25 protein-coding genes are annotated in these 24,230 nt (G+C 64.0%); 20 read left to right on the top strand and 5 right to left on the bottom strand.

Features of this window, described 5'->3' with window-relative positions; all coding sequences use genetic code 11:
- Window positions 1–20 precede the first annotated feature (20 nt).
- Window positions 21–452 carry a hypothetical protein gene (locus AABD04_RS13735; protein WP_341441521.1) on the top strand — a complete coding sequence of 144 codons (432 nt, stop codon included), beginning with the start codon at window positions 21–23 and terminating at the stop codon, window positions 450–452.
- A gap of 9 nt (window positions 453–461) precedes the next feature.
- Here AABD04_RS13735 and AABD04_RS13730 read toward each other — a convergent pair whose 3' ends face one another.
- Complete coding sequence (locus AABD04_RS13730) at window positions 462–737, bottom strand: hypothetical protein (RefSeq protein WP_341441520.1); 276 nt, start codon at window positions 735–737, stop codon at window positions 462–464.
- A gap of 100 nt (window positions 738–837) precedes the next feature.
- On the opposite strand from AABD04_RS13730, the gene AABD04_RS13725 reads away from it, so the two are divergent.
- Complete coding sequence (locus tag AABD04_RS13725) at window positions 838–1,482, top strand: AMIN-like domain-containing (lipo)protein (RefSeq protein ID WP_341441519.1); 645 nt, start codon at window positions 838–840, stop codon at window positions 1,480–1,482.
- A gap of 79 nt (window positions 1,483–1,561) precedes the next feature.
- Window positions 1,562–2,011, top strand: a complete 450-nt coding sequence (locus AABD04_RS13720; RefSeq protein ID WP_341441518.1) for a hypothetical protein — start codon at window positions 1,562–1,564, stop codon at window positions 2,009–2,011.
- Window position 2,012: 1 nt separating this feature from the next.
- Here AABD04_RS13720 and AABD04_RS13715 read toward each other — a convergent pair whose 3' ends face one another.
- Window positions 2,013–2,726: an aquaporin gene (locus AABD04_RS13715; protein ID WP_341441517.1), complete on the bottom strand. Its 714-nt coding sequence runs from the start codon at window positions 2,724–2,726 to the stop codon at window positions 2,013–2,015.
- A 291-nt stretch (window positions 2,727–3,017) separates the two neighbouring features.
- Between AABD04_RS13715 and AABD04_RS13710 the strand changes: the two genes are divergently transcribed.
- The 14 genes from AABD04_RS13710 to nuoN all read left to right on the top strand — a co-directional run bounded on the left by AABD04_RS13710 (window position 3,018) and on the right by nuoN (window position 18,515).
- Window positions 3,018–3,377, top strand: a complete 360-nt coding sequence (locus AABD04_RS13710; RefSeq protein ID WP_335740741.1) for an NADH-quinone oxidoreductase subunit A — start codon at window positions 3,018–3,020, stop codon at window positions 3,375–3,377.
- 72 nt (window positions 3,378–3,449) lie between these two features.
- Entirely contained in the window at window positions 3,450–4,004 is a 555-nt protein-coding gene (locus tag AABD04_RS13705; RefSeq protein WP_243609849.1) for a NuoB/complex I 20 kDa subunit family protein, read from the top strand.
- Complete coding sequence (locus AABD04_RS13700) at window positions 4,001–4,663, top strand: NADH-quinone oxidoreductase subunit C (protein WP_341441516.1); 663 nt, start codon at window positions 4,001–4,003, stop codon at window positions 4,661–4,663. The genes AABD04_RS13705 and AABD04_RS13700 overlap by 4 nt, the downstream gene beginning before the upstream one ends.
- The gene (gene nuoD, locus AABD04_RS13695) at window positions 4,663–5,961 is read left to right on the top strand and encodes an NADH dehydrogenase (quinone) subunit D (RefSeq protein ID WP_243609851.1); all 1,299 of its coding nucleotides are present in this window, start codon (window positions 4,663–4,665) and stop codon (window positions 5,959–5,961) included. The genes AABD04_RS13700 and nuoD overlap by 1 nt, the downstream gene beginning before the upstream one ends.
- On the top strand, window positions 5,958–6,851 hold the full coding sequence (gene nuoE / locus AABD04_RS13690) for an NADH-quinone oxidoreductase subunit NuoE (RefSeq protein WP_341441515.1): 894 nt from the start codon (window positions 5,958–5,960) through the stop codon (window positions 6,849–6,851). Before nuoD ends, nuoE begins: the two co-directional genes overlap by 4 nt.
- 1 nt (window position 6,852) lies before the next feature.
- A complete protein-coding gene (nuoF, locus tag AABD04_RS13685; RefSeq protein ID WP_341441514.1) occupies window positions 6,853–8,154 on the top strand; it encodes an NADH-quinone oxidoreductase subunit NuoF in 1,302 nt (433 codons plus the stop codon).
- Window positions 8,151–10,586, top strand: a complete 2,436-nt coding sequence (locus AABD04_RS13680; RefSeq protein WP_341441513.1) for an NADH-quinone oxidoreductase subunit G — start codon at window positions 8,151–8,153, stop codon at window positions 10,584–10,586. Before nuoF ends, AABD04_RS13680 begins: the two co-directional genes overlap by 4 nt.
- On the top strand, window positions 10,583–11,893 hold the full coding sequence (gene nuoH, locus AABD04_RS13675) for an NADH-quinone oxidoreductase subunit NuoH (protein ID WP_341441512.1): 1,311 nt from the start codon (window positions 10,583–10,585) through the stop codon (window positions 11,891–11,893). Before AABD04_RS13680 ends, nuoH begins: the two co-directional genes overlap by 4 nt.
- The gene (gene nuoI / locus AABD04_RS13670; protein WP_341441511.1) at window positions 11,886–12,467 is read left to right on the top strand and encodes an NADH-quinone oxidoreductase subunit NuoI; all 582 of its coding nucleotides are present in this window, start codon (window positions 11,886–11,888) and stop codon (window positions 12,465–12,467) included. The genes nuoH and nuoI overlap by 8 nt, the downstream gene beginning before the upstream one ends.
- Window positions 12,464–13,240 (top strand): NADH-quinone oxidoreductase subunit J, encoded by a 777-nt coding sequence (locus AABD04_RS13665; RefSeq protein ID WP_335740734.1) that lies wholly within the window; start codon window positions 12,464–12,466, stop codon window positions 13,238–13,240. The genes nuoI and AABD04_RS13665 overlap by 4 nt, the downstream gene beginning before the upstream one ends.
- The gene (gene nuoK, locus AABD04_RS13660) at window positions 13,237–13,536 is read left to right on the top strand and encodes an NADH-quinone oxidoreductase subunit NuoK (protein WP_008717020.1); all 300 of its coding nucleotides are present in this window, start codon (window positions 13,237–13,239) and stop codon (window positions 13,534–13,536) included. Before AABD04_RS13665 ends, nuoK begins: the two co-directional genes overlap by 4 nt.
- A gap of 13 nt (window positions 13,537–13,549) precedes the next feature.
- A complete protein-coding gene (gene nuoL, locus AABD04_RS13655; RefSeq protein ID WP_341441510.1) occupies window positions 13,550–15,421 on the top strand; it encodes an NADH-quinone oxidoreductase subunit L in 1,872 nt (623 codons plus the stop codon).
- A gap of 35 nt (window positions 15,422–15,456) precedes the next feature.
- The gene (locus AABD04_RS13650; protein WP_423228233.1) at window positions 15,457–16,956 is read left to right on the top strand and encodes an NADH-quinone oxidoreductase subunit M; all 1,500 of its coding nucleotides are present in this window, start codon (window positions 15,457–15,459) and stop codon (window positions 16,954–16,956) included.
- Complete coding sequence (nuoN, locus tag AABD04_RS13645; RefSeq protein WP_341441508.1) at window positions 16,953–18,515, top strand: NADH-quinone oxidoreductase subunit NuoN; 1,563 nt, start codon at window positions 16,953–16,955, stop codon at window positions 18,513–18,515. The genes AABD04_RS13650 and nuoN overlap by 4 nt, the downstream gene beginning before the upstream one ends.
- A gap of 11 nt (window positions 18,516–18,526) precedes the next feature.
- On the opposite strand, the gene AABD04_RS13640 is transcribed toward nuoN, so the two are convergent.
- On the bottom strand, window positions 18,527–19,006 hold the full coding sequence (locus AABD04_RS13640; RefSeq protein WP_341441507.1) for a DUF4188 domain-containing protein: 480 nt from the start codon (window positions 19,004–19,006) through the stop codon (window positions 18,527–18,529).
- Between the two features lie 77 nt (window positions 19,007–19,083).
- On the opposite strand from AABD04_RS13640, the gene AABD04_RS13635 reads away from it, so the two are divergent.
- A complete protein-coding gene (locus tag AABD04_RS13635) occupies window positions 19,084–19,677 on the top strand; it encodes a TetR/AcrR family transcriptional regulator (RefSeq protein WP_341441506.1) in 594 nt (197 codons plus the stop codon).
- Here AABD04_RS13635 and AABD04_RS13630 read toward each other — a convergent pair.
- Entirely contained in the window at window positions 19,671–20,594 is a 924-nt protein-coding gene (locus AABD04_RS13630) for a YdcF family protein (protein WP_341441505.1), read from the bottom strand. The genes AABD04_RS13635 and AABD04_RS13630 overlap by 7 nt on opposite strands.
- Window positions 20,595–20,713: 119 nt before the next feature.
- On the bottom strand, window positions 20,714–20,968 hold the full coding sequence (locus AABD04_RS13625) for a hypothetical protein (protein WP_121872464.1): 255 nt from the start codon (window positions 20,966–20,968) through the stop codon (window positions 20,714–20,716).
- A 235-nt stretch (window positions 20,969–21,203) separates the two neighbouring features.
- On the opposite strand from AABD04_RS13625, the gene AABD04_RS13620 reads away from it, so the two are divergent.
- A complete protein-coding gene (locus tag AABD04_RS13620; RefSeq protein ID WP_423228232.1) occupies window positions 21,204–22,694 on the top strand; it encodes an aldehyde dehydrogenase family protein in 1,491 nt (496 codons plus the stop codon).
- 24 nt (window positions 22,695–22,718) lie between these two features.
- Complete coding sequence (locus AABD04_RS13615; protein ID WP_341441503.1) at window positions 22,719–24,230, top strand: APC family permease; 1,512 nt, start codon at window positions 22,719–22,721, stop codon at window positions 24,228–24,230.

The raw sequence follows: 24,230 nt of genomic DNA, 5'->3' as shown, positions 1-24,230 counted from the left end.
GATCCAGTGGGGGGAGAGACATGCAGTTGGAGCTGGACACCAAGGTGATCGTCCTCGTGGCCGGTTTCCTGCTGCTGTGGGCATTGGGGTTGGGCGTGGTCAAGTACCACCAGATGTCGACGTCACCGGATGGCACTGCGCATCGTTACGTCGACATCGCCCATCGGGCAGCATTGATGTACTCGTTCGCCGCCCTGGTGCTTGCTGTGTTGGCGCAGTTCAGCGCGTGGGCGGTCGCGGTGGATCTGATCGCCGCATCGGTGGTGCTGGTGTTCTTCGTCGCTGCCGTCGTGAGCTACACCGTGCACGGGTTTCGCCGGGACACCGAGAACCAGTTCGTGGATCCCGTCCCTGGGACGCATCTGTTCATGGTGTCGTTGATCGTCGGCGAGATCGGCGGTACAGCGGTGCTCGTGGCCGGTTTCGCAGCCGCCCAGTTCGGTCCGAGCTGAGACCCGGAGTTACCGAGGATCCAGGTACAGCTCGGCGGTCTCGGTGGCGACCGCGGACACTGCAGCGGCAAGACCGGGCTCGAGGTCCAGTGCGGCTGTGAGTCGTTCTCCGCGCAGTCCCTGCGTTCGGAGTAGCTCCCAGGCCTGTTCGACCAGGCGCACCGAGGTGGGATGGTCCAACTCGGGGCGGTTCGAGCCCAGTGCAGTTGCAGCCCAATCCGCATCGAACGTCCCGTTGGGTGGCCCGAACACACGCTCACCGGACGAATAGCTCTTCGGCTCCATACCCGACGACGCTAGCAGGATCGGAGGGTTGCGTGATCGTGACCGAATTGCGTCGGGATTGCACTACCGAACCGATCGGTTTGTTCAGTACGGTATGGCGATGTACGACGGCCACCGCAGGGCTTCACTCGCGCTCTCGGCCGTCGGATCACTGTTGATCGGCGTCCTCGCGGGCTGTTCCGATGACGACGGCAGCGATTCGGTCGAGGAGGTCTCGGCCGGCACGAACTACACCACGATCACGGGATCGTTGGTCGTCGGTGATCCCAGGTCCGGCCCAGTGCCACCCACCGAAGCTCCGCCGCCCGCGGTCGCAGAGCTACCTCCGAGCCTCGAGGGCGCGCGATTCCCTGGGGCGTCGCCGGTCGGTGTCACCGACGTGGTGTTGGGGGCGTCGTCGACGGTCGAATTCCGGTTGGCGGGCAACGGGCCGGTGTCCTACACCGTGCGGTACGTCGACGAGGCCGTCCGCTACGCCACGAGTGAACCGATGGCTGTGCCGGGAAGATCCGTTCTCCAGGTGGATCTGTCGGGTACGTCGACGGACTCCGGCGACACCCTCTCTCTGTACGCCGGGCCCGAACGGATCCGAGGCGATGCGGATTCCGGCGTCGTCTCGGTCGATTTTCTGGCCGATCCCGGCGGAATCTCGCAGTCCTTCATCGGAGTTGCAGCCGATCGACCCGAGTTCACGGTGGTCACCACCGAGGAACCCGCCGCCGTGATCGTCACCGTCGAGTCCTGACCGGCGCCGGAACGTCGAATGCACTTCGGCCGTGGCTGTTTCGATCCGTTTCCCGGGGAACGCGCGGTAGCATCGCGGTGTGTCCGACGCCACAGCTGGAGAGAGTCCATCCGGTCGCGTGCGCGTACTCGTGTACAGCAGCAATGCCGCGACCCGTGCCCAGGTGCGGTCTGCGGTGGGAACTCGGCCGGATCCCGCGCTCGGTGACATCGAGTACGTGGACGTCGCTACGGCAGCCGTGGTCATCGAGCACATGGATGCAGGCGGTGTCTCGTTGGCGATTCTCGACGGCGAGTCCTCACCTGTCGGCGGTCTGGGTCTGGCGAAACAGTTGAAGGACGAGATCCTCGACTGTCCACCGGTGTTGGTGCTCATCGGACGTCCTGACGATGCATGGTTGGCCGAGTGGTCGCGCGCCGAGGCTGCGGTTCCGCACCCGCTGGATCCGATCCGGCTCGGGCGCGCGGTGGTCGATCTGCTGAGGCAGCACTCGGGACGCGCCGGTACCGGGGTCTTGCGATCGCGGTAGATCAGACCGTTTTTTCCGATGCGGGCACCGTCAGCACGAACCGGTGGATGGAGCCGGCGATAACAGCTCCGAGCACGGGGAACACCACGAACACCCACAGTTGTGAGAGGGCAGGGCCGCCGGCGACGAGGGCGGGGCCGAAGGACCGAGCAGGGTTGACCGAGGTCGAGTCGATTCCGATGCCCAGCAGGTGAACCACGGTCAGGGTCAGGCCGATCGGGATGCCGGCCGCCACGACGGGGTGAACGGTGGGGGCCGTGGTGGCCAGCACGACGAGGACGAGCAGGCCGGTCGCGACCGTCTCGAACACCGCCACCGACACCAACCCGTACCCTCCGGGGGAGGAGTTGCCGAATCCGTTGGTGCCCAGACCGTCCGACGCCATGTTGTATCCGGGGCGGCCGGACGCAATCGCCAGTACGATCAGCGCGCCGATCAGTGCACCGACGGCCTGGGCGGCGATGTAGAACGCAGCCTTGATCGGGGTGATGGCGCGAGCTATCAGGGCTCCGATCGTCACGGCCGGGTTGATGTGGCATCCCGAGATCGGGCCGATCGCGTAGACGAGGGCAAGCAGTGTGAGCCCGAACGCCAGGGCTATACCCGGGGTTCCGACGGTGTCGCCCGCGATGACGGCGGTGCCGACGCCGAAGATCACGAGCAGGGCAGTTCCCAGTCCCTCGGCGGCGAGCGCCGAGACGGAAATAGACTTCATCAGTTCTCCTGGTTCATGTCGGCGGCCTCGTTTCGGCCGGCCTGGATCGTCGGGAAGTTTGTCGTTGTCCTGGTAGCGGATCGCATGGGGGCAATGAGTGATCTGAGTCACACTGCTGTCTTGTGGGCGAGATCGAGTGCCCCATGCGCGTCAACGGATTACGAAACTGGACTCCTCGAAATCCCGCGAGATCGACACCGAACCCATACTGTGTGTTTCAGGTCACATTGGTACGGCCGTCGCATTTACTACGCGTCGGCGCGGTAGTCGATCGAGGGAGCAGATGCCGGGATGAACGCCTACGTTCCGATCCTCGTTCTCGGTGCCATTGCGGTCCTGTTCGCAGTGTTCTCGGTGATGGTCGGAACCATGGTGGGGCCGGCGCGGTACAACCGAGCGAAGTTCGACGCGTACGAGTGCGGCATCGAGCCCACGATGCATGCGCCTACGGGCCAACGATTTCCGGTGAAGTTCTATCTGACCGCCATGCTGTTCATCATTTTCGACATCGAGATCGTCTTCCTCTATCCGTGGGCCGTCCACCTCGACGTACTGGGCGCATTCGGGCTGGTGGCCATGGCCCTGTTCGTCGTCAACGTGTCGGTGGCCTACATCTACGAGTGGCGGCGAGGCGGGCTCGGATGGGATTGATGCCCGAACACTGATCGACGACGGCACGATGCACTGTTCTCACCTCGAGCGGATACGAAAAGAGCGTGATCGATGGGACTCGAAGAGAAGCTACCCAGCGGATTTCTGCTGACCACCGTCGAGGGGTTGGCCGGCTATGCACGCAAGGGTTCGTTGTGGCCCGCGACCTTCGGTCTCGCGTGCTGTGCGATCGAGATGATGGCCACCACGTCCGGTCGGTTCGATCTCGCGCGATTCGGTATGGAAGCGTTCCGTGCGTCTCCCCGCCAGGCGGACCTGATGATCGTGGCAGGCCGGGTCAGCCAGAAGATGGGGCCCGTACTGCGGCAGGTGTACGACCAGATGGCCGAGCCGAAATGGGTCCTGGCCATGGGAGTCTGCGCGTCCTCGGGCGGAATGTTCAACAACTACGCGGTGGTTCAGGGTGTCGATCACATCGTTCCCGTCGACATCTACCTCCCCGGTTGCCCACCTCGACCCGAAATGCTGCTCAACGCAATCCTGGAGCTGCACAAAAAGATTCAGGAGATGCCACTGGGTGTCAATCGCGAGCAGGTACGCGCGGCTGCCGAGGCTGCAGCGCTGACGTCCACCCCGACCATCGACTTGAAGGGGCTGCTGCGATGACGGCGCGCGGATCCCGCGGGATGTTCGGTGTCCGGGGGAGTGGCGACACCTCGGGCTACGGCAGGTTGCAGCCGCCGGTGGCGTCAGCGGACACGGCTGTCCGGCCCTATGGCAGCTACTTCGACGCACTGGTCGATCGATTGGCCACTGTTCTCCAGGCCGGTGACGCGGCCGTGCCGTTCGAGGACGCCGTCGAGCGTGCGGTGATCTTTCGCGATGAACTGACACTGCATCTCTCCCGGGAGCATGTGCCCGCTGTGGCCCGTGTTCTGCGTGACGACGAGGAACTGAGATTCGAATTGTGCACGGGGGCATCAGGTGTGCACTACCCGGATCAGATCGGCCGAGAATTGCGCGCGGTCTACCATCTGGTGTCCATCACCCACGGACGCCGTCTGCGACTGGAAGTGGCTGTGCCCGATGCAGATCCGCACACACCCTCGCTCTGCGCGGTGTATCCGACCAACGACTGGCACGAGCGCGAGGTCTACGACTTCTTCGGCATCGTCTTCGACGGTCATCCCGCGCTGACGCGGATCGAGATGCCCGACGACTGGGTCGGCCACCCGCAACGCAAGGACTATCCCCTGGGCGGAATAACCATCGAGTACAAGGGTGCCCGGGTTGCGCCTCCCAACGAGCGCAGGTCGTACAACTGATGAGCGCAACGGACGAAACCATCTATGCAGTGTCGGGCCAGGACTGGGACGACGTGGTCGAACTGGCGCGCGGGTCCACCACCGAACGCATCGTGGTCAACATGGGTCCACAACACCCGTCCACCCACGGTGTGCTGCGGTTGATTCTCGAGATCGAAGGCGAGACCGTCACCGAGGCCCGGTGCGGAATCGGTTACCTGCACACCGGTATCGAGAAGAATCTCGAGTATCGCAACTGGACTCAGGGCGTCACGTTCGTCACTCGGATGGACTATCTGTCACCCTTCTTCAACGAGACCGCGTACTGCCTCGGGGTGGAGAAGCTGCTCGACATCACCGACGACATTCCCGAGCGGGCGACGGTTGTCCGGGTGATGCTGATGGAGCTCAATCGGATCTCGTCGCACCTCGTGGCATTGGCCACGGGTGGAATGGAATTGGGTGCCGTGACAGCGATGCTGTTCGGCTTCCGAGAACGCGAACTGATTCTCGACGTCTTCGAGGCCATCACCGGACTTCGCATGAACCACGCCTACATTCGTCCCGGCGGCTTGTCTCAGGATCTGCCTGCCGACGCGATCGACAAGGTCCGCGAGCTTTTGCGGGTTCTTCCCGGACGTCTACGCGATCTCGAACTCATGCTCAACGACAACCCGATCTGGAAGGCCAGAACCGAGAACGTCGGCTACCTGGACCTCACGGGGTGCATGGCCCTGGGTGTCACCGGTCCGGTGCTTCGATCGACCGGACTTCCCTACGATCTGCGCCGGTCCGACCCCTACTGCGGGTACGAGAACTACGAGTTCGATGTTGTGACCGACACCGGATGCGATTGCTACGGGCGCTATCTGATTCGCGTCGAAGAGATGAAGGAATCGCTCAAGATCGTCGAGCAGACCCTCGATCGCCTGCGGCCCGGACCGGTGGTCATCGACGACAAGAAGATCGCCTGGCCGGCCGAACTGGTTTCCGGACCCGATGGTCTCGGCAATTCTCAGGACCACGTGCGCACCATCATGAACACCTCGATGGAGTCGTTGATCCACCACTTCAAATTGGTGACCGAGGGAATGCGAGTGCCGGCAGGACAAGTGCTGTCCACGGTGGAGTCGCCGCGAGGTGAACTGGGTGTGCACATCGTCAGTGACGGCGGAACTCGGCCGTACCGAGTGCATTTCAGAGACCCCTCGTTCACCAATCTGCAGGCGGTTGCCGCGATGTGCGAGGGCGGCATGATCTCCGACGTCATCGCTGCCGTCGCCAGTATCGATCCCGTGATGGGCGGGGTGGACCGATGACCGCACCACGCTCGGAGCCGGTGCTCGTCCAACTCGGAGCCCGCCCGGAAGAAGCCGTACAACTTGTCGGCCCCGACGCACGCGCGTCTTATCCCGCCGACGTCCGTGGCCGCCTGCGCGAAGACGCCGATATCATCCTCGCTCGTTATCCTCAGGCGCGATCGGCCTTGCTACCGCTGCTGCACCTGGTGCAATCCGAGGACGGCTATCTGACGCCGGCCGGAATCGAATTCTGCTCCGACGTCCTCGATCTCACCGGTGCAGAGGTGACCGCCGTCGCGACGTTCTACTCGATGTACCGCCGCGAGCCCACCGGCGACTATCGCGTCGGGGTGTGCACCAACACCCTGTGCGCGATCATGGGCGGCGACGCCATCATGGACGCCTTGCGGGACCACCTCGAGATCGACCACGGCGAGACCACCGCCGACGGTGCCATCACCCTCGAACACATCGAGTGCAACGCCGCGTGCGACTTCGCGCCGGTGATGATGGTCAACTGGGAATTCTTCGACAACAGAACTCCGGCGTCGGCGCGGGACCTGGTCGACGCGCTTCGATCCGGTGCGCAGGTGACCCCGACCCGCGGCGCTTCGCTGTGCACATTTCGCGAGACCGAGCGAATTCTGGCCGGGTTCGCCGACGACCGCCCCGGGGCACTCGAATCCTCCGGCAGCGCAGGCGAAGCCACTCTCGCCGGCCTGCGGTACGCCCGAGAGCACTCGATGTCTGCTCCCCAGGCCGTCACCGGCTCCCCGGACGATCATCCCGATCTCGGTGCCGAAGCAGTGGCGGAGACCGTGCGCGAGAAACCGGCTCCGGCACCCTCGGCAACCGTTCCACCGCAGCCGAACACCACCGAGACCGATCCACCGACGAAGGGGAAGTGACATGGCCCTGACACCGGTGCTGAGCGAGTTCTGGGACGAAAAGGACTCGTGGACCCTCGACACCTACCGCAGCCACGACGGATATCGAGGGCTCGAGAAGGCCCTCGCCATGGACCCCGACGATCTCATCGCATTCGTCAAGGATTCCGGCCTGCGCGGCCGCGGTGGTGCAGGATTCCCGACCGGAACGAAGTGGAGTTTCATTCCTCAGGGTGACGGAAAAGCTCACTATCTGGTGGTCAACGCTGACGAGTCGGAGCCGGGTACGTGCAAGGACATGCCACTGATGATGGCGAGCCCGCACACGTTGATCGAAGGAATCATCATCGCGGCCTACGCAATACGTGCATCGCGCGCATTCGTCTACGTTCGCGGCGAAGTGGTACCGGTGCTGCGCAGACTGCAGGCCGCGGTCGCCGACGCCTACGCCGCGGGCTACCTGGGCAAGGACGTTCTCGGCTCGGGGTTCGACCTCGAGTTGGTGATCCATGCGGGGGCCGGGGCATACATCTGCGGCGAGGAGACAGCGCTACTCGATTCGCTGGAAGGGCGACGAGGTCAACCCCGACTGCGTCCACCGTTCCCCGCGGTGGCAGGTCTGTACGCACGCCCGACTGTGGTCAACAACGTGGAATCGATCGCCAGCGTCCCAGTGATCCTGCGCAAGGGAATCGAATGGTTCCGGTCGATGGGAAGCGAGAAGTCACCCGGATTCACTCTGTACTCGATGTCCGGCCATGTGTGTCGGCCCGGCCAGTACGAGGCCCCGCTGGGCATCACCCTGCGGGAGCTCCTGGACTACGCGGGTGGCATCCGGCCCGGTCACGAGCTGAAGTTCTGGACACCGGGAGGATCGTCGACGCCGATGTTCACCGGCGAGCACCTGGACGTTCCGCTCGACTACGAGGGCGTCGGTGCCGCCGGGTCGATGTTGGGTACCAAGGCCTTGCAGATCTTCGACGACACGACGTGCGTGGTGCGCGCTGTGTTGCGATGGACGGAGTTCTACGCACACGAATCCTGCGGCAAATGCACGCCGTGCCGAGAAGGAACCTACTGGCTGGTGCAGATACTGCGCCGCCTCGACGGCGGAACCGGCACCGAAGCGGACCTCACGACGCTGCTCGACATTGCAGACGGCATTGCCGGAAAGTCGTTCTGCGCGTTGGGAGACGGAGCCGCAAGCCCGATCGTGTCCTCGCTGAAGTACTTCCGCGACGAATACATCCGACACGTCACCGAACAGGGTTGCCCGTTCGATCCACACCGATCGACCTTGATGGCAGAGGAGCTGACGTCGTGACGGCACAGTCTGAACAGTCGGTCACTCCAGTCGAGATGGTGACGCTGACCATCGACGACCACGAGATCAGTGTTCCGAAGGGCACGTTGGTGATTCGCGCAGCCGAGCTGATGGGCGTACAGATCCCGCGCTTCTGTGATCACCCGCTGCTCGATCCGGTGGGGGCGTGCCGGCAATGCCTGGTCGATGTCGAAGGGCAGCGCAAGCCGTTGGCATCCTGCACGACGACGGCGGCCGAGGGCATGATCGTGCGCACTCAGGTGACATCGGAGTCGGCGGAGAAGGCGCAGCGCGGCGTCATGGAATTGCTGCTGATCAATCATCCGCTCGATTGCCCGGTGTGCGACAAGGGCGGTGAGTGTCCGCTCCAGAACCAGGCGATGGCTGCGGGCCGCACCGAGTCCAGGTTCACCGAGACCAAACGCACCTACCCCAAGCCGATTCCGCTCTCGGCCGAGATTCTGCTCGACCGGGAACGATGCGTGCTGTGCGCTCGATGCACTCGGTTCGCGGCTCAAGTGGCCGGAGATCCCTCGATCGATCTGCTCGAACGCGGTGCCGTTCAACAGGTGGGCATCTTCGGCAACGAGCCGTTCGACTCGTACTTCTCGGGCAACACCGTGCAGATCTGCCCGGTCGGTGCCCTGACCAACACCGAATATCGGTTCAGGGCGCGGCCGTACGACCTCACCTCGTCGCCGAGCGTGTGCGAACACTGCGCCGGTGGCTGCGCCCAACGCACGGACCATCGACGCGGCAAGGTCCTGCGTCGACTGGCGGGGGACGACCCTCAGGTCAACGAAGAGTGGAACTGCGACAAGGGACGGTGGGCGTTCAAATATGCCACCGAACCCGATCTCATCACCGCCCCGATGATCCGAGACGACTCGGGTGAACTGATCGAAACGTCGTGGTCGGCTGCGGTAGCCGCTGCGGCGAAGGGCCTGGCCGCAGCGGTCGGTCGAGCTGCGGTACTGCTCGGCGGAAGATCGACTCTCGAGGACTCCTACGCATACTCCAAATTTGCCCGAACCGTATTGCACAGCAACGATATCGACTTCCGCAATCGCAGTCACAGCACAGAGGAAGCGAACTTCCTGGCCGGACGGATCGCCGCGACCGGGCTCGGGGTCACCTACACCGACCTCGAGAACGCCCCGTTGGTGCTCCTTGTCGGCTTCGAGCCCGAGGAAGAATCACCACTGGTGTTCCTGCGGCTGCGCAAGGCGCGCCGCGCAGGCACAGTCGTGGTGGCGTCGATCGCGCCGTTCTCCAGTAGAGGCCTACGGAAGCTCGACGGCATCCTGCTGCAGGCGAATCCCGGTGACGAACCGGGGTGGCTCGATGCTTTGCACGTCGGCGATCGTGACACCGAATCGATTGCGCACCTCCTCCGAGAGCCCGGTGCGATCGTTCTCGTGGGCGAGCGGCTCGGCTCCGTTCCTGGGGGTCTGTCGGCTGCCTCGAAACTGGCGGACGACACGGGGGCGAGCCTGGCCTGGATTCCGCGACGCGCTGGAGAACGCGGTGCCCTGGATGCAGGGGCGCTGCCGAACGTCCTGCCCGGCGGGCATCCGGTGGCCGACGCGGCTGCGCGCGCCGAGGTGGCGGCGGTGTGGGGAGTGCCCGAGCTGCCTGCGGGGGTGGGCCGTGACACCGTAGCGATCCTGGCCGACGCGGGACCGGATCGGGCCATGGTCACTGCCGGAATCGATGTCGACGATCTGCCGGACCCCCGCGGTGCGCTCGATGCACTGGACCGATCTGCGTTCGTGGTGAGCCTCGAGCTTCGCCGCAGCGCTGTGACCGAGCGGGCCGACGTCGTGTTCCCGGTGGCACCGGTGGTCGACAAACCGGGAACGTTCGTCGACTGGGAAGGACGACCTCGCACGTTCGACACCGCACTCGGTGCCGGCGCGGTGATGCCGGATCAACGCGTCCTCGACGCCATCGCCGCACAGATGGGCGTCGAACTGGCCGTGCCCGACGCGGCTGCGGCACGCGCCGAGTTGGCTCGCCTCGGTGTGTGGAACGGCCCGCGCACCGCGGTGGCCCGGGTTGCGCCCCGCGCGGACCGTCCGACCGTCGGACCAGGGGAGGCGATTCTGGCCACGTGGCGGATGCTCATCGATGCGGGACGGATGCAGGACGGTGAGGACAACCTCGCCGCAACCGGTCGAAGGCCCACGGTTCGATTGTCGGCGGCAACGGCCTCGTCCATGGGTGCCGACACCGGAGACCTTGTGAGCGTTGCGACGGACCGCGGCTCGATCACGTTGCCGCTGACGATCACCGATCTGCCCGACGCCGTGGTGTGGGTACCGATGAACTCGCCCGGGTCGGCGGTGTATCGCTCGCTGGGGGTGCAGTCGGGCGCGGTGGTGAGCATTCGTCGCTGTACTGCGGAACAACCTGGAGGTGGGCAGTCATGATCCTGGCCGCACCGACCGATCTGTCGATGTTCGGCAACGACCCGTGGTGGTTGGTTGTCGGGAAGGCCTTGGCGGTGTTCGTGTTTCTGGTGCTGACCCCGCTGGTTGCGATCTATGCCGAACGCAAGATCATGGCGTGGATGCAAATGCGCGTGGGTCCGAACCGGGTGGGTCCGTGGGGGTTGTTGCAGTCCTTGATGGACGGTATCAAGCTGGCGCTGAAGGAGGGGATCACTCCGACCGGCGTCGACAAGCCGATTTACATTCTGGCTCCGATCATTTCGGTGGTTCCGGCGTTCATGGCCTTCGCTGTGATTCCGTTCGGGCCCGAGGTATCGGTGTTCGGTACGACGACGCCGCTGCAGATGACCGACCTGCCGGTGGGAGTTCTGTACATTCTCGCGGTCACCTCGGTGGGTGTGTACGGGATCGTGTTGGCGGGGTGGGCGTCGGGCTCGACGTATCCGTTGTTGGGCGCACTGCGGTCGACGGCGCAGGTGATCTCCTACGAGGTCGCAATGGGCTTGTCGTTCGCTGCGGTGTTCCTGTACGCGGGCACCATGTCGACGTCCGGAATCGTTGCAGCGCAGCAGAACACGTGGTACATCTTCCTGCTGTTGCCGTCGTTCCTGGTGTACGTCACGGCCATGGTCGGTGAAACCAACCGCGCGCCGTTCGATCTGCCCGAGGCGGAGGGCGAGTTGGTGGGCGGATTTCACACCGAGTACTCGTCGCTGCGTTTCGCGATGTTCATGCTTGCCGAATACATCAACATGGTCACCGTGTCGGCTCTCGCGACCACGCTGTTCCTCGGTGGCTGGCAGGCTCCGATTCCGTTGAGTCTGTGGAGCGGCGCCAACTCCGGGTGGTGGCCGGTGCTGTGGTTCACCCTCAAGGTCTGGGTGTTCCTGTTCGTCTTCATCTGGCTGCGTTCGACATTGCCGAGGCTGCGCTACGACCAGTTCATGAACTTCGGCTGGAAAATTCTCATTCCCGTTGCCCTGATCTGGGTCATGGTGATCGCGACGGTGCGCGTGCTGGGGGCCGATCGATACGACGTACCTCTGGTCACCTTCGTCGTGTCGATGACCTTTGCGGTGGCGGTGCTCAGTTCCCTGCTGCTCATGGTGCGCCGTCGTGCACGGGAGCGGAACGTGCCGCCTCCTGCACCCGTCGCCGAGTTCGATGCACTGGCAGGTGGCTTCCCGGTACCCCCCATTCCCGGCCTGGGCTCGACTGTTCCGAGCCGGCACGCCGGCGTGCGCTCTCGCGCCGCCGGATCACCGAAGGAGAACGCAGATGCCTGAATTCCTCGGTCCCATCGCCGGTTTCGGTGTCACGTTCGCGACGATGTTCAAGAAGGCCGAGACGGAGCTGTATCCGGAGGAGAAAAAGCCGACCGAGGTTCGCTATCACGGTAGGCATCAGCTCAATCGGTACGCCGACGGCCTCGAGAAGTGCATCGGTTGCGAGCTCTGTGCGTGGGCCTGCCCGGCCGACGCCATCTACGTCGAGGGGGCCGACAACACCGAGACCGAAAGATTCTCTCCTGGCGAGAGATACGGCGCGGTGTACCAGATCAACTACCTCCGGTGCATCGGATGCGGCTTGTGTGTGGAGGCCTGTCCTACACGCGCTCTGACGATGACGAACGAGTACGAGTTGGCCGGTGACAACCGAGCCGACCTGATCTACGAGAAGGACGCGCTGCTGGCACCGCTGGAGCCGGACATGACGGCAGCGCCGCACGCGATGGCACCGGGCCTTTCGGCCGAGGACTACTACCGGGGCACCGTCACCGGCCACGAGGCCACGGCCGAGTCCGCTGCCGAACCGGCAGTCGAACCCGCCGCCGAACCTGAGGCTGGCTCGGCGCGATGAGCACCCGGGACGCCACTGTGCTGCTTGCCCTCGACGCCACGTCCACCGGTGAGGCCGTGCAGTTCTGGACCCTCGGTGTCGTCGCCGTCATCGGCGCGCTGGGCGTGGTGATGAGCACGAAGGCCGTCTATTCGGCGTTGTTCCTCGCCGCCACGATGGTGGTGCTGGCGACGTTCTACATGGCGCAGGGTGCGTTGTTCCTCGGTGTCGTGCAGATCGTCGTCTACACCGGCGCGGTCATGATGCTCTTCCTGTTCGTCCTGATGCTCGTGGGAGTCGACACCTCGGAATCGCTGACGGAGACCCTGCGCGGGCACCGCATCGCGGCCGTAGTCATCGGAATCGGTTTCGGGCTGTTGATCATCGGCGTACTGCTCCGCGATTCGGTCCAGAGCGGGCGGCTCGACTTCGCCGGGCTCGACGCCGCCAACTCCACCGGCAACGTCGAGGGCTTGGCCGAGCTGATCTTCGTCGAGTACGTGTGGGCGTTCGAGTTGACCGGGGCGCTCCTCATCACTGCGACCATCGGAGCGATGATTCTGGCGCACCGGGAAGCTCTGGGGCCGGTCAAAGGTCAACGCGAAATGTCGCAGGACCGATTCCGGGACGGCTCCAGAGTGACACCGCTGCCGAGCCCGGGCGTCTACGCCAGACACAACGGCGTCGATCGCCGCGCCCTGTTGCCGGACGGAACCGAATCCGAGTCCTCCGTCAACGCCATGTTCGCCGATCCTCGGAGCCAGTACAAGGTGGACGGGGGTGACCAGCGATGAATCCGGAGAACTACCTGTACCTCTCCGTACTGCTGTTCACGATCGGAGCGGCGGGTGTCATCGTCAGACGCAACGCCATCATCGTGTTCATGTGCATCGAATTGATGCTCAACGCAGTCAATCTCGCGTTCGTCACCTTCTCCCGCATGCACGGCAATCTCGACGGACAGTTGTTCGCGTTCTTCACCATGGTGGTCGCCGCCGCCGAGGTGGTGGTGGGCCTGGCCATCATCATGGCCATCTTCCGATCCCGTCGGTCGATTTCGATGGACGAGAACTCCCTGATGAAGAATTGACGGGGGCGCAGAAATGATGTCGATACTGTGGCTTCTGCCGGCTCTGCCTGCCTTCGGAGCGGCGTTCCTGCTGCTCGGTGGCAGGCGCACCGACCGGTGGGGGCACCTCGTCGCGACGGCAACAGCGGTGTCCTCGTTCGCTGTTGCCGCAGTGGTGTTCGGGTCGATGCTCGGGCACGCGGAGTCCGACCGTGCTCTCACCCAGACACTGTTCCGGTGGGTTCCGGTAGACGAACTGCAGGTCGAATTCGGCTTGCGCGCAGACCAATTGTCGATCTGCTTCGTCCTGCTGATCACCGGGGTCGGGTCGCTCATTCATGTGTACTCCATCGGCTACATGAGCCACGACGCCGAGCGGCGACGCTTCTTCGCGTACCTCAACCTGTTTCTGGCAGCCATGCTGGTCCTGGTTCTGGCCGACAACTTCCTCGGTCTCTATCTCGGGTGGGAGGGTGTCGGTCTGGCGTCGTATCTGCTCATCGGCTTCTGGCAGCACAAACCGTCGGCCGCATCGGCTGCCCGAAAAGCGTTCGTGGTCAACCGAGTCGGCGATATCGGCTTGGCCGTCGCACTGATGATCATGTTCGTCAACTTCGGCTCCGTGCAGTACGACGTCGTGTTCGCCGGTATCGGCGAGGCGAGCGAATCGGTGGCCACCGCCATGGCGCTGATGCTGCTGTTGGCCGCGTGTGGAAAGTCGGCGCAGGTGCCGCTGCAGTCGTGGCTCGGCGACGCCATGGAGGGCCCGACACCGGTGTCGGCATTGATTCACGCGGCCACGATGGTCACGGCCGGGGTGTATCTCATCGTGCGTTCGGGTCCGGTGTTCGAGGCGTCGCCTGCCGCCCGCGCGGCGACCGTCGCCGTCGGGGCGGTCACCCTGCTGTTCGGTGCCGTCATCGGTTGCGCGAAGGACGACATCAAGAAGGCGCTCGCGGCGTCGACGATGAGTCAGATCGGGTACATGGTGCTCGCGGCCGGCCTCGGCCCCTCCGGGTACGCCTACGCCATCGTGCTGTTGATCTCGCACGGCTTCTTCAAAGCGGGCCTTTTCCTGGGCGCGGGTTCGGTGATGCACGCCATGAACGACGAGACCGACATGCGGAAGTTCGGTGGACTCCGCGCCGCGATGCCGATCACATTCGTCACGTTCGGTCTCGGCTACCTGGCCATCATCGGACTGCCGCCGTTCTCCGGCTTCTTCGCCAAGGACCCGATCATCGAAGTCGCATTCGCCGCCGGGGGAGTGGCCGGTCCGATTCTCGGCTGCGTGACACTGCTCGGTGCAGGCCTGACGGCCTTCTACATGACCCGGGTGATGCTGATGACGTTCTTCGGTCCGAAACGCTGGTCCGCACAGGCACATCCGCACGAGGCGTCGGCGACGATGACTGCCCCGATGATCGTGTTGGCCGTCGGTTCCGTGGCCTCGGGAGCTTTCCTCGCGGTGGGCGGACGACTCGAGGCATGGCTGGAACCCGTGGTGGGATCGGCACACGAGGAGCACGCGATTCCGGCGTGGGTGGTCACCGTCGCCGTGCTGGTGGTGGTGCTGGTCGGCGCTACCGTCGCCTACCGCAAGTACATCGTGGGTGAGGTTCCGCCGATACCACCCGCGGACGTGTCACCCTTGACCCGAGCTGCACGTGCCGATCTCTACGGAGATGCCGTCAACGAGGCGGCCTTCATGCGTCCCGGGCAGACACTGACGCGTGCACTGGTGCACGCCGACAACGGTATCGACGCAGTCGTGGACGGGGTGGGGAGCACGATCGGCGGTGCATCGACGCGGTCCAGGCAGCTGCAAACGGGATATGTGCGGTCGTATGCGTTGGCGATGTTGGCCGGAGCCGTTCTCGTGGTATTGATGGTGGTGATTCTGTGACGACTCCCTGGTTGACCGTCCTGTGGGTGCTCCCGATGCTCGGTGCGATCGTCGTCGCCCTGGTGCCCGCCGCTCGTCCGACGGTAGCGCGCAGTGCCGCAGTGGGTTTCGCTGCCGGGACCTTGGCCGTGTCGGTTGCACTGGCGGTGTCGTTCGACTCCGGTGGTGATCGGTACCAGTTCGTCGAAGACCATTCCTGGATAGCGGCGTTCGGTACGCGGTACACCCTCGGCCTGGACGGCATCGGCCTCGTTCTGGTGTTGCTCACCACCGTTCTCACGCCCTTGCTGCTCGTCGCGGGCTGGTACGACGGCAGTCGCGTCGCGAACTACGGCTCCCGTCGGGTGTCGCACACGTACATGGCGTTGATCCTGGTGGTCGAGTCGATGGTGCTCGTCTCGTTCACCGCGTTGGACGTGTTGCTGTTCTACATCTTCTTCGAAGCGATGCTGATCCCGATGTACTTCCTCATCGGTGGCTTCGGGGGAGTCCATCGCACGCGCGCCGCGGTGAAGTTCCTGTTGTACAACCTGTTCGGCGGTCTGGTGATGTTGGCGGCCGTCATCGGCCTGTACGTGGTGACTGCGAGTCCCGACGGGCCTTTCGAAGGTGGGACGTTCGATCTGCGCGCGATCGCCGACGCGGCGGCATCGGGCGGACTCGGTGTGGATCCGATGGTGCTGAACGCGCTGTTCCTCGGCTTCATGTTCGCTTTTGCGATCAAGGCACCGTTGTGGCCGTTCCATTCGTGGCTCCCCGACGCCGCAGTGCAGTCCACACCCGCGACCGCGGTGCTGATGATGTCGGTGGTGGACAAGGTCGGCACGTTCGCGATGCTGCGGTTCTGTCTCGAACTCTTCCCTGGCTCGTCGCAGACGTTCGCCCCGTGGATCATCGCTCTTGCGGTCATCGGCATCGTCTACGGCGCGATACTGGCGATCGGACAGACCGACATGATGAGATTGATTGCCTACACGTCGATTTCGCACTTCGGGTTCATCATCCTCGGCATCTTCGCCATGACCGGTCAGAGTCAGGCCGGTGCCACGCTCTACATGGTCAATCATGGAATCTCCACGGCCGCACTGTTCTTGATCGCGGGCTTCCTCGTGTCGCGTCGAGGGTCGCGAGAGATCGCCGACTACGGCGGTGTGCAGAAGGTGGCACCGGTTCTTGCCGGAACCTTCTTGATCTCCGGACTCGCCACGCTCTCGTTACCCGGTCTGGCCCCGTTCGTGAGCGAATTCCTGGTGCTGATCGGCACGTTCGGTCGATACGGAGTCGCCGCTGTTGTTGCTGCCGGGGCCCTCGTGCTGTCGGCGATCTACATACTGTGGCTCTACCAACGCGTCATGACCGGGCCGGTCCGGGAGGACAACGAGAAGGTGTCCGATCTTGTTCGCCGTGAGCTGGCCGTGGTGGTGCCGCTGATCGCGCTGCTGATCGTGCTCGGGGTGTATCCGAAACCAGCGCTCGATGTCATCACTCCAGCAGTGCAATCCACGATCGTCGACAATGCAGGAGGTCAGCGATGACCACACCAGACGTGCAGTACGGTCTGCTCGCGCCGATGTTGATCGTGTTCGCGGTCGCAGTTCTGGGCGTACTCGTCGAGGCGTTCGTACCGCCGCGTGCGCGCCGCGCCACGCATCTGGGGCTTGCTCTCGGGGGACTGGTTGCGGCGTTGGCGGCGATCCTCGGTCTGGCAGGCACCGAGGCGTCGGCGATGTCCGGGGCAGTCGCAATCGACGGGCCGACCCTGTTTCTGCAGGGAACCATTGTGCTGGTCTCGATTCCGGCCATAGCACTGGTGGCCGAGCGCACCGTTGCCGTCACCGGGGCCGGTGCCGAGCGCCGCATCGATTCGTTCACTCCGCAGGCGTCGACCACTCCGGGCAGCGTGGCGGAGAAGGAGGCCATCGATGCAGGCGTCGCGCAGACCGAGGTGTTTCCTCTGGCAATGTTCGCGATCGGCGGCATGTTGCTGTTTCCGGCGTCCACGGATCTGCTCACGATGTTCGTTGCGCTCGAAGTGCTGTCGTTGCCGCTGTATCTGCTCTGCGGATTGGCCCGACGGCGGCGGTTGCTCTCGCAGGAAGCGGCTCTCAAATACTTTCTGCTGGGCGCGTTCTCGTCCGCGTTCTTCCTGTTCGGTGTTGCATTCCTGTACGGATATGCCGGAACCGTTCGGTTGGACGGAATCGCCGACGCCATCGCGGTGGACGGTCAGGGCAGATCGCTTGCGTTGATCGGAACCGCCTTGCTCGCAGTGGGTCTGTTGTTCAAGGTCGGCGCGGTGCCCTTCCACTCGTGGATTCCCGACGTCTACCAGGGTGCCCCCACTCCGGTGACGGCTCTGATGGCCACGGTGACCAAGGTCGCGGCATTCGGTGCGATTCTCCGCATTTTCGGGATGGCGCTGCCCGGTCTCGAATCGAGCTGGCGCCCGATGCTGTGGGTCGTCGCCATCGCGACGATGGTGCTGGGTTCCGTTGTGGCGGTGACGCAGACGGATGTCAAACGCATGCTGGCGTATTCGTCCGTTGCGCACACCGGATTCATCCTCACCGGAGTGACCGCGCTGGGTGATTCGGGTGATGTGGGTAATTCCGGTGTGTCGGCCACGATGTTCTATCTGTTGGCGTATGCCTTCAGCACTCTCGGGGGATTCGCGATCATCGGGTTGGCTCGCGACGAACGCGGTGAAGTGAGCGATCTCGAACGATGGGCGGGAATCGGTCGTCGGTCACCGCTGGTGGCTGCGGTGTTCGGATTGTTCCTGCTCTCGTTCGCCGGCATTCCGCTCACCAGTGGGTTCATCGGCAAGTTCGCGGTGTTCAGCGCTGCCTCGGGTGCCGGAGGAGCGGCCCTGGTCGTCGTCGGGGTGGTGTGTAGCGCGATCGCAGCATTCTTCTACGTGCGGGTGATAGTGCTGATGTTCTTCACCGATCCGGGCGAGAGGACCGCCACGATCGTGCGTCCGACCGCGTCGGTGTCGTGCGCGATCGGGGTCTCGGTTGTGGTCACCGTAGCGCTCGGAGTCTTTCCGCAGCCCGTTCTGGACCTTGCTGCGCGTGCCGGAAACTTCGTGTGAACATCGAGTCCTTAATTCGCGGACTTCATTCTCTGCTTCCACGTGTGTGAGCCTGTGCCGACCGGGATTCCACCGATGGCTCCCGCGAGACCGAACCTGGGCATGTTGACGTAGATCGCCTCACTGTTCTGTGCTGTCGCGGTATAGGTTTCGTGCCACACGCCGACGTTGCGGGTTGCGGCTACCGATCGATTGAAGGCGCGCCAGGCGGGTGCATGGGGTGCGTCGGGATCGGAGGCAAATCGTGTCAGGTCCTCGGCGTTGCGCCAATAGCTGACGAGCATGGTGGTGCGGCCCAACCACGAGTGGTAGCCGAGAAGTCCGGAGGCGGGATCGTGCTCGAGATGGCTGAGCATCCGCGGCATTGCGCGCAGCGCGGGTAGCCAGGAACGAACGGCCACCGGATTGTTGATGCGCATTCCGATGAGGAAGACCGCGACGGTGTCTCGCTCGGTGTCGACCGTGGCGCGGCCGTCGATGATGGGTTGCATGACGTGTTCCCGTCTGTTCGGGGAAGAAGCATTTTCTGTGACACTGTTATAAAACACTGTTGTGGTAAGTTTCGCAAGTGGCGAGACCGAGAATTCACGATGCCGAACTGCGCACCCGGCTGCTAGAGGCTGCGGCGGAAAACGTTGCTCGACACGGCGTCGACTCGCTGTCTCTACGTAAGCTGGCGGCCGCGCAGGGCACCTCGACGACGGCGATCTATTCGCTGTTCGGTGGTCGCGCCGAGTTGCTGGTCGCCCTGTTCGCTGCGTCGTTCTCGAGTTTCGGTGACGCCCAGCGGCAGGTGCCGGTCACCAGCGACCCCGAGGTCGATCTGCGCGCACTTGCCGTTGCCTACCGGCGCTGGGCTCTGCACAACCCACATCTGTACGCGGTGATGTTCGGCGGCGTACTCGGTTCGGTCGATGTATCCGAAGAGGCGCAACTCGCCGCCGCTGCGATGGACCCGCTTCGGGCGGCGGTAGCGCGTGCCGTCGCGGACGGCATCATGACCGGCGCATCGGTCGACTTGATCAGCCATTCGTTCTGGGCGATCGTGCACGGGTTGGTGTCGCTCGAGTTGGCGATGCCCACGAACCCCGACGAGGAGATTCGCGGAGCGATGTTCGACGCCGGGACGGAGTCGGTGCTCCGAGGATGGACGCGTCAGTAGGTGCGCGGTATCCCGAGGATCTTGGTGGCGTCGACGGTCATACCCAACCGTGCCGTCGGGGCGAGCGCAGGAAGATCCGGGAGATCGTCGGGAGTCGATGTCGCAGCGCCGATCACGTCGGAGCCGGCGATCTCGAAGTCGGATATTGCGCGTCGTAGATGGCTCGGGGTCGTTGCCAGTACCAGATTCAGGGCACCGATCTCGGCTGCCAGGTCGGTGGCGCGCTGTGCGTTCTGCACCGTCGAATTCGCGGTCGACTCGGTGTGAATGCGGTCGGCCGCGATGCCTTCTTCGAGGAGCCACCGCTGCATTGCGGCGGCTTCGGTGATGCCGCTCTGCGGATTGCCGCCGGTGACGATGATGGGGGACTCGGGGGAGCGCTCCGCCGCGGCGACGGCCGACCGTAGACGCGCCACCAACTCGGGTGTCATGGTGCCGTCGCCGTTCAAGCCCAGCCCGAGTACTACGATCGCGGTGCGGGGTCCGTCGGTGGTCGGCGCGAAGTCGATTGTCTCCGTGGCGGCTTCGTCGATGACGGCGATGGCTCGTTCGACTTCGTCGGCGAGGGTAGGAGACAGGCCGCGTAGGCGAGATCCATGCTCTACCAGGGCGGCGGTATCGGCGGTCGCGTTGGCATAGAACGTCTGCAGCGCTGCCACATTGGCATCGTCCGGAGCGGCGGCTTCGAGCGCACCGAGTGCGGCGAACCCGGCGTCGTAGCGACCCTTCACCAACGCGTCCTGTGCGTCGTTGTACTGGTCCGCGTCTGCCGAGCGAACCGACTCGGCGACGATTGCCGGGGCCGACGCCTCGGGCTCGGCCATCGCCGTGATCGAGCCGAAACCGACAGCGAGCGCTGCGGCGCAGGTCACGACGGCAACGCGAACCGTCGGGCGTACTCGGCCTTGTCGCACCACTGACGTCCTTCCGAAGGTGACGAGTTTCCGTCACCCTAGCTCAGTTCGGGGTCAGTGTGACTGGTGTGAGCAGAGTTGTTCGAGTTACACGAATGTACTTCTGTACAGGAACTCTGCCGTCACAGACTGACGGGGGCGCGTCCGCGATCGGCGGGTTCGATGGTCACCTCGGCATCGGGAAGGAAAACTCGCTCGGTCGTCGTGGTTCCGTCGACGCCATCGGTCACCGTCACCGCCACGCTCTCCGCAACCTGGCCCGCGCTTTCGATGAATCCGGTCGCGACACCCTCCTCGATGAGCAGATGATCACCCACCAGGAGAAGAAGCTCGTCCGCCGTCACCGTCCGTCTGCCGCCCACATCTTCGATAGTCATGAATCCCACCGTAGTGCGAATTGTCCGAATGGGTCGTTGCTCGGGCTCCGCTCCCGGATTCGCGCTGGTCGTGTAGCAGGCTCAGATACCGGCACAACGGGCACGCGAACATCATTCGCGAACAGATCGATGGAGCCACCGGGTGCTGAGGGCATAACGTAGACACACGATCAGGCCCCCACACGGAAGAAGGTGCGGAGTGACCGACTCCGATGCAGGATTCGACCCGACGTCGTTGCGTCCGTCGTTGTTCGTCGACGGGCAGTGGCAGGGATCCAGTGACGGTGGAACCCGAGACATCGTGAACCCCGCGGACGGCAGCACGGTTGCCGTCGTCGACGAGGCCACCCCCGACGATGCGCTGCGCGCGGTGGCAGTGGCACGGTCGACGTTCGACGACGGACCGTGGCGGTCGGTGACCGTCGGTGAGCGCAGCGATCTACTGAACCGCATCGCAGATCTACTTCAGAGGGACAAGGCCGAGCTCGCGCGTATCGAGACTCTCGATACCGGAAAGACTTTCGGCGAGAGTGAAATCGACATCGACGACGTGACGTCGGTCTTCCGCTTCTACGCCGATCTTGCAGTGGTGCAGGCGGATCGTCTGATCGACGTCGACCGACCCGAAATTCTCAGCCGCGTCGTACACGAGCCGATCGGCGTCTGCGTCATGATCGCGCCGTGGAACTATCCGCTGCTGCAGATCTCGTGGAAGATCGCTCCCGCCTTGGCGGCCGGCTGCACGATGGTCCTCAAGCCGAGCGAGGTGACTCCGCTCAGCACCATCGCGTTCACCAAGCTGGTGGAAGAAGCCGGAGTGCCGGCGGGTGTGGTGAACCTGCTGCAGGGCAGTGGTGCCGTTCTCGGGGACGCACTCACCAGGAACCGCGACGTCGACTTCATCTCGTTCACCGGCGGACTGGCGACAGGCAGGCACATCTTGGCCGCGGCGGCCGAGAACGTCACCAAGGTGGCCGTCGAGCTCGGCGGCAAGAACCCGCACATCGTCTTTGCCGACGCCGTAGCCGACGATCAGGCCTTCGCCGACTCCGTCGACAACGTCCTGACCGGAGTCTTTCTGCATTCGGGTCAGGTGTGTTCGGCCGGCACTCGACTCATCATCGAAGAATCTGTCGCCGACCGCTTCGTTGCAGCCGTGGCCGAACGCGCGAAGACCATCGTGATCGGTCCCGGAATGGACCCGGCGAGCGAGACCGGTCCTCTGGTGTCGCAGGCGCAGCGCGAGAAGATCGAAGCTTTCGTCGCGGGTGGCATCGACGAGGGTGCGACGTTGGTCATCGGCGGAACGAAACCGAACGACCCTTCTCTGGAGAAGGGTAGCTATTTCCTGCCCACGATTTTCGACCACTGCAATCGGTCCATGAATATCGTGCAGGAGGAGACATTCGGGCCCATACTTACTGTGGAGCGCTTCGACACCGAGGCCGAAGCACTCCTGTTGGGTAACGATACGAATTACGGTCTCGCCGCGGGAGTTCGGACGTCCGACGCCGCACGAGGCGAGAGAATGGTGCGCGGGCTTCGCCATGGCACGGTGTGGCTCAACGACTTCGGCGTTTACACCGCGGCCGCGGAATGGGGCGGCTTCAAGCAGTCCGGTAACGGCCGCGAACTAGGTCCGTCCGGAATGTCCGAATATCAAGAGGCGAAGCATATTTGGCACAACACCTCACCTACAGCGGCGGGGTGGTTCGGTACCCGATAGAGCACGATGGGAAAGGCCACAGGCATGGCATTACTGAACGACAACTCGAGCGGGATGGACGATTTCGGATACAAGGAATCGCTCGACCGCAGTCTCGGCAAATTCGCCAGCTTCGCCGCAGGCGTCAGCTACATCTCGATTCTCACCGGAACGTTCCAGCTGTTCTACTTCGGTTTCGGCACCGCCGGGCCGGCATACCTGTGGTCGTGGCCCGCAGTCTTCGTCGGTCAGCTCTGCGTGGCACTGTGCTTCATGGAGTTGGCCGCGAAGTATCCGGTGGCAGGGTCGGTGTACAACTGGGCGAAGCTGTTGGGCCGCAGAATCGTCGGCTGGTCGGCGGGCTGGTTGATGCTCACGGCATCGATCGTGACGCTGGCCGCTGTCGCACTCGCTCTGCAGCTCAATCTGCCACGCATCTGGAGCGGATTTCAGATCATCGGTGACGGCTCGGGTGCCACCGACTTCGCGGCCAATGCAGTTCTGCTCGGTGCGATTCTGATCGCCATCACCACTACGATCAACGCGCTCGGCGTCCGATTGATGGCAATGATCAACAGTGCGGGTGTGTTCATCGAACTCATTGCGGCCGTGCTCATCGCGATCCTGCTCGCGGCCAACATCACTCGGGGACCCGAGGTGTTCTTCTCCACCAACGGCTACGGTGCCGGTGAGAGCGGCGGCTACCTCGGTGCCTTCCTGGTCGCGTCGCTGGCGTCGGGTTATGTCATGTACGGATTCGACACCGCGAGCTCGCTCGGGGAGGAAACCGTCGAACCTCGGCGCACCGCCCCCAAAGCAATCTTTCGCGCCATCCTCGCCTCGTTCGTCATCGGCGGAGCCATCCTGGTGTTCGCCGTCATGGCCGCGCCGGACCTGAACGATCCTTCCCTCGGCAGCCCCGACGGCAGCCTGCAGTCGATCGTCGAAGCGGTGATGTGGGGCCCGCTGGGCACCGTCTTCCTCATCTGCATCGTCATTGCGGTCTTCGTCTGCTCACTGGCAGTACACACCGCGGCGATCCGGCTCACGTTCGCCATGGCGCGAGACAACGCGTTGCCCTTCGGCGAAAGCCTGGCCAAGGTGAATCCCAAGACGCAGACCCCGGTGGTGCCCGCGGTGACCATCGGAGTGCTGGCCATCGTGATCCTCGTCGTCAACATCGGTCAGCCGCAGATCTTCACGGTCCTCACCTCGATCGCGATCATCATGATCTATCTCGCGTATCTGATGGTCACCGGACCACTGTTGGTCAAGCGCATCAAAGGCGAGTGGCCGCCGGAGGATCTCGAGCCCGGCGGATACTTCACGATGGGTAAGTTCGGCCTGCCGGTCAACATTGCGGCGGTGGTGTGGGGTGCCGGGATGGCGCTCAACCTCGCCTGGCCGCGCGAGGCCGTGTACGGAACCCCCTGGTACAACACCTTCGGTGCGTTCGTCTACATCGGCGGCATCCTGGGCGTAGGCCTGCTGTGGTACGCAGTGAAGGGGCGCAAGCACATCGGCACTCTTAAATCACATGCCTGCACGGGCAACTAG

It is taken from the genome of Rhodococcoides navarretei, assembly GCF_038069675.1.
In the GTDB taxonomy this organism is placed as follows: domain Bacteria; phylum Actinomycetota; class Actinomycetes; order Mycobacteriales; family Mycobacteriaceae; genus Rhodococcoides; species Rhodococcoides navarretei.
Note: the sequence above shows the minus strand (reverse complement) of the source record. Positions and strands in the feature narration are given on the sequence as shown.

What these genes read in the sequence shown, in the direction of transcription:
- AABD04_RS13735 (WP_341441521.1), top strand. Translation starts at nt 21, where the DNA reads ATGCAGTTGGAGCTGGACACCAAGGTGATCGTCCTCGTGGCCGGTTTC.
- AABD04_RS13730 (WP_341441520.1), bottom strand. Translation starts at nt 737, where the DNA reads ATGGAGCCGAAGAGCTATTCGTCCGGTGAGCGTGTGTTCGGGCCACCC.
- AABD04_RS13725 (WP_341441519.1), top strand. Translation starts at nt 838, where the DNA reads ATGTACGACGGCCACCGCAGGGCTTCACTCGCGCTCTCGGCCGTCGGA.
- AABD04_RS13715 (WP_341441517.1), bottom strand. Translation starts at nt 2,726, where the DNA reads ATGAAGTCTATTTCCGTCTCGGCGCTCGCCGCCGAGGGACTGGGAACT.
- AABD04_RS13710 (WP_335740741.1), top strand. Translation starts at nt 3,018, where the DNA reads ATGAACGCCTACGTTCCGATCCTCGTTCTCGGTGCCATTGCGGTCCTG.
- AABD04_RS13705 (WP_243609849.1), top strand. Translation starts at nt 3,450, where the DNA reads ATGGGACTCGAAGAGAAGCTACCCAGCGGATTTCTGCTGACCACCGTC.
- AABD04_RS13700 (WP_341441516.1), top strand. Translation starts at nt 4,001, where the DNA reads ATGACGGCGCGCGGATCCCGCGGGATGTTCGGTGTCCGGGGGAGTGGC.
- nuoD (WP_243609851.1), top strand. Translation starts at nt 4,663, where the DNA reads ATGAGCGCAACGGACGAAACCATCTATGCAGTGTCGGGCCAGGACTGG.
- nuoE (WP_341441515.1), top strand. Translation starts at nt 5,958, where the DNA reads ATGACCGCACCACGCTCGGAGCCGGTGCTCGTCCAACTCGGAGCCCGC.
- nuoF (WP_341441514.1), top strand. Translation starts at nt 6,853, where the DNA reads ATGGCCCTGACACCGGTGCTGAGCGAGTTCTGGGACGAAAAGGACTCG.
- nuoH (WP_341441512.1), top strand. Translation starts at nt 10,583, where the DNA reads ATGATCCTGGCCGCACCGACCGATCTGTCGATGTTCGGCAACGACCCG.
- nuoI (WP_341441511.1), top strand. Translation starts at nt 11,886, where the DNA reads ATGCCTGAATTCCTCGGTCCCATCGCCGGTTTCGGTGTCACGTTCGCG.
- AABD04_RS13665 (WP_335740734.1), top strand. Translation starts at nt 12,464, where the DNA reads ATGAGCACCCGGGACGCCACTGTGCTGCTTGCCCTCGACGCCACGTCC.
- nuoK (WP_008717020.1), top strand. Translation starts at nt 13,237, where the DNA reads ATGAATCCGGAGAACTACCTGTACCTCTCCGTACTGCTGTTCACGATC.
- nuoL (WP_341441510.1), top strand. Translation starts at nt 13,550, where the DNA reads ATGATGTCGATACTGTGGCTTCTGCCGGCTCTGCCTGCCTTCGGAGCG.
- AABD04_RS13650 (WP_423228233.1), top strand. Translation starts at nt 15,457, where the DNA reads ATGCTCGGTGCGATCGTCGTCGCCCTGGTGCCCGCCGCTCGTCCGACG.
- nuoN (WP_341441508.1), top strand. Translation starts at nt 16,953, where the DNA reads ATGACCACACCAGACGTGCAGTACGGTCTGCTCGCGCCGATGTTGATC.
- AABD04_RS13640 (WP_341441507.1), bottom strand. Translation starts at nt 19,006, where the DNA reads ATGCAACCCATCATCGACGGCCGCGCCACGGTCGACACCGAGCGAGAC.
- AABD04_RS13625 (WP_121872464.1), bottom strand. Translation starts at nt 20,968, where the DNA reads ATGACTATCGAAGATGTGGGCGGCAGACGGACGGTGACGGCGGACGAG.
- AABD04_RS13615 (WP_341441503.1), top strand. Translation starts at nt 22,719, where the DNA reads ATGGCATTACTGAACGACAACTCGAGCGGGATGGACGATTTCGGATAC.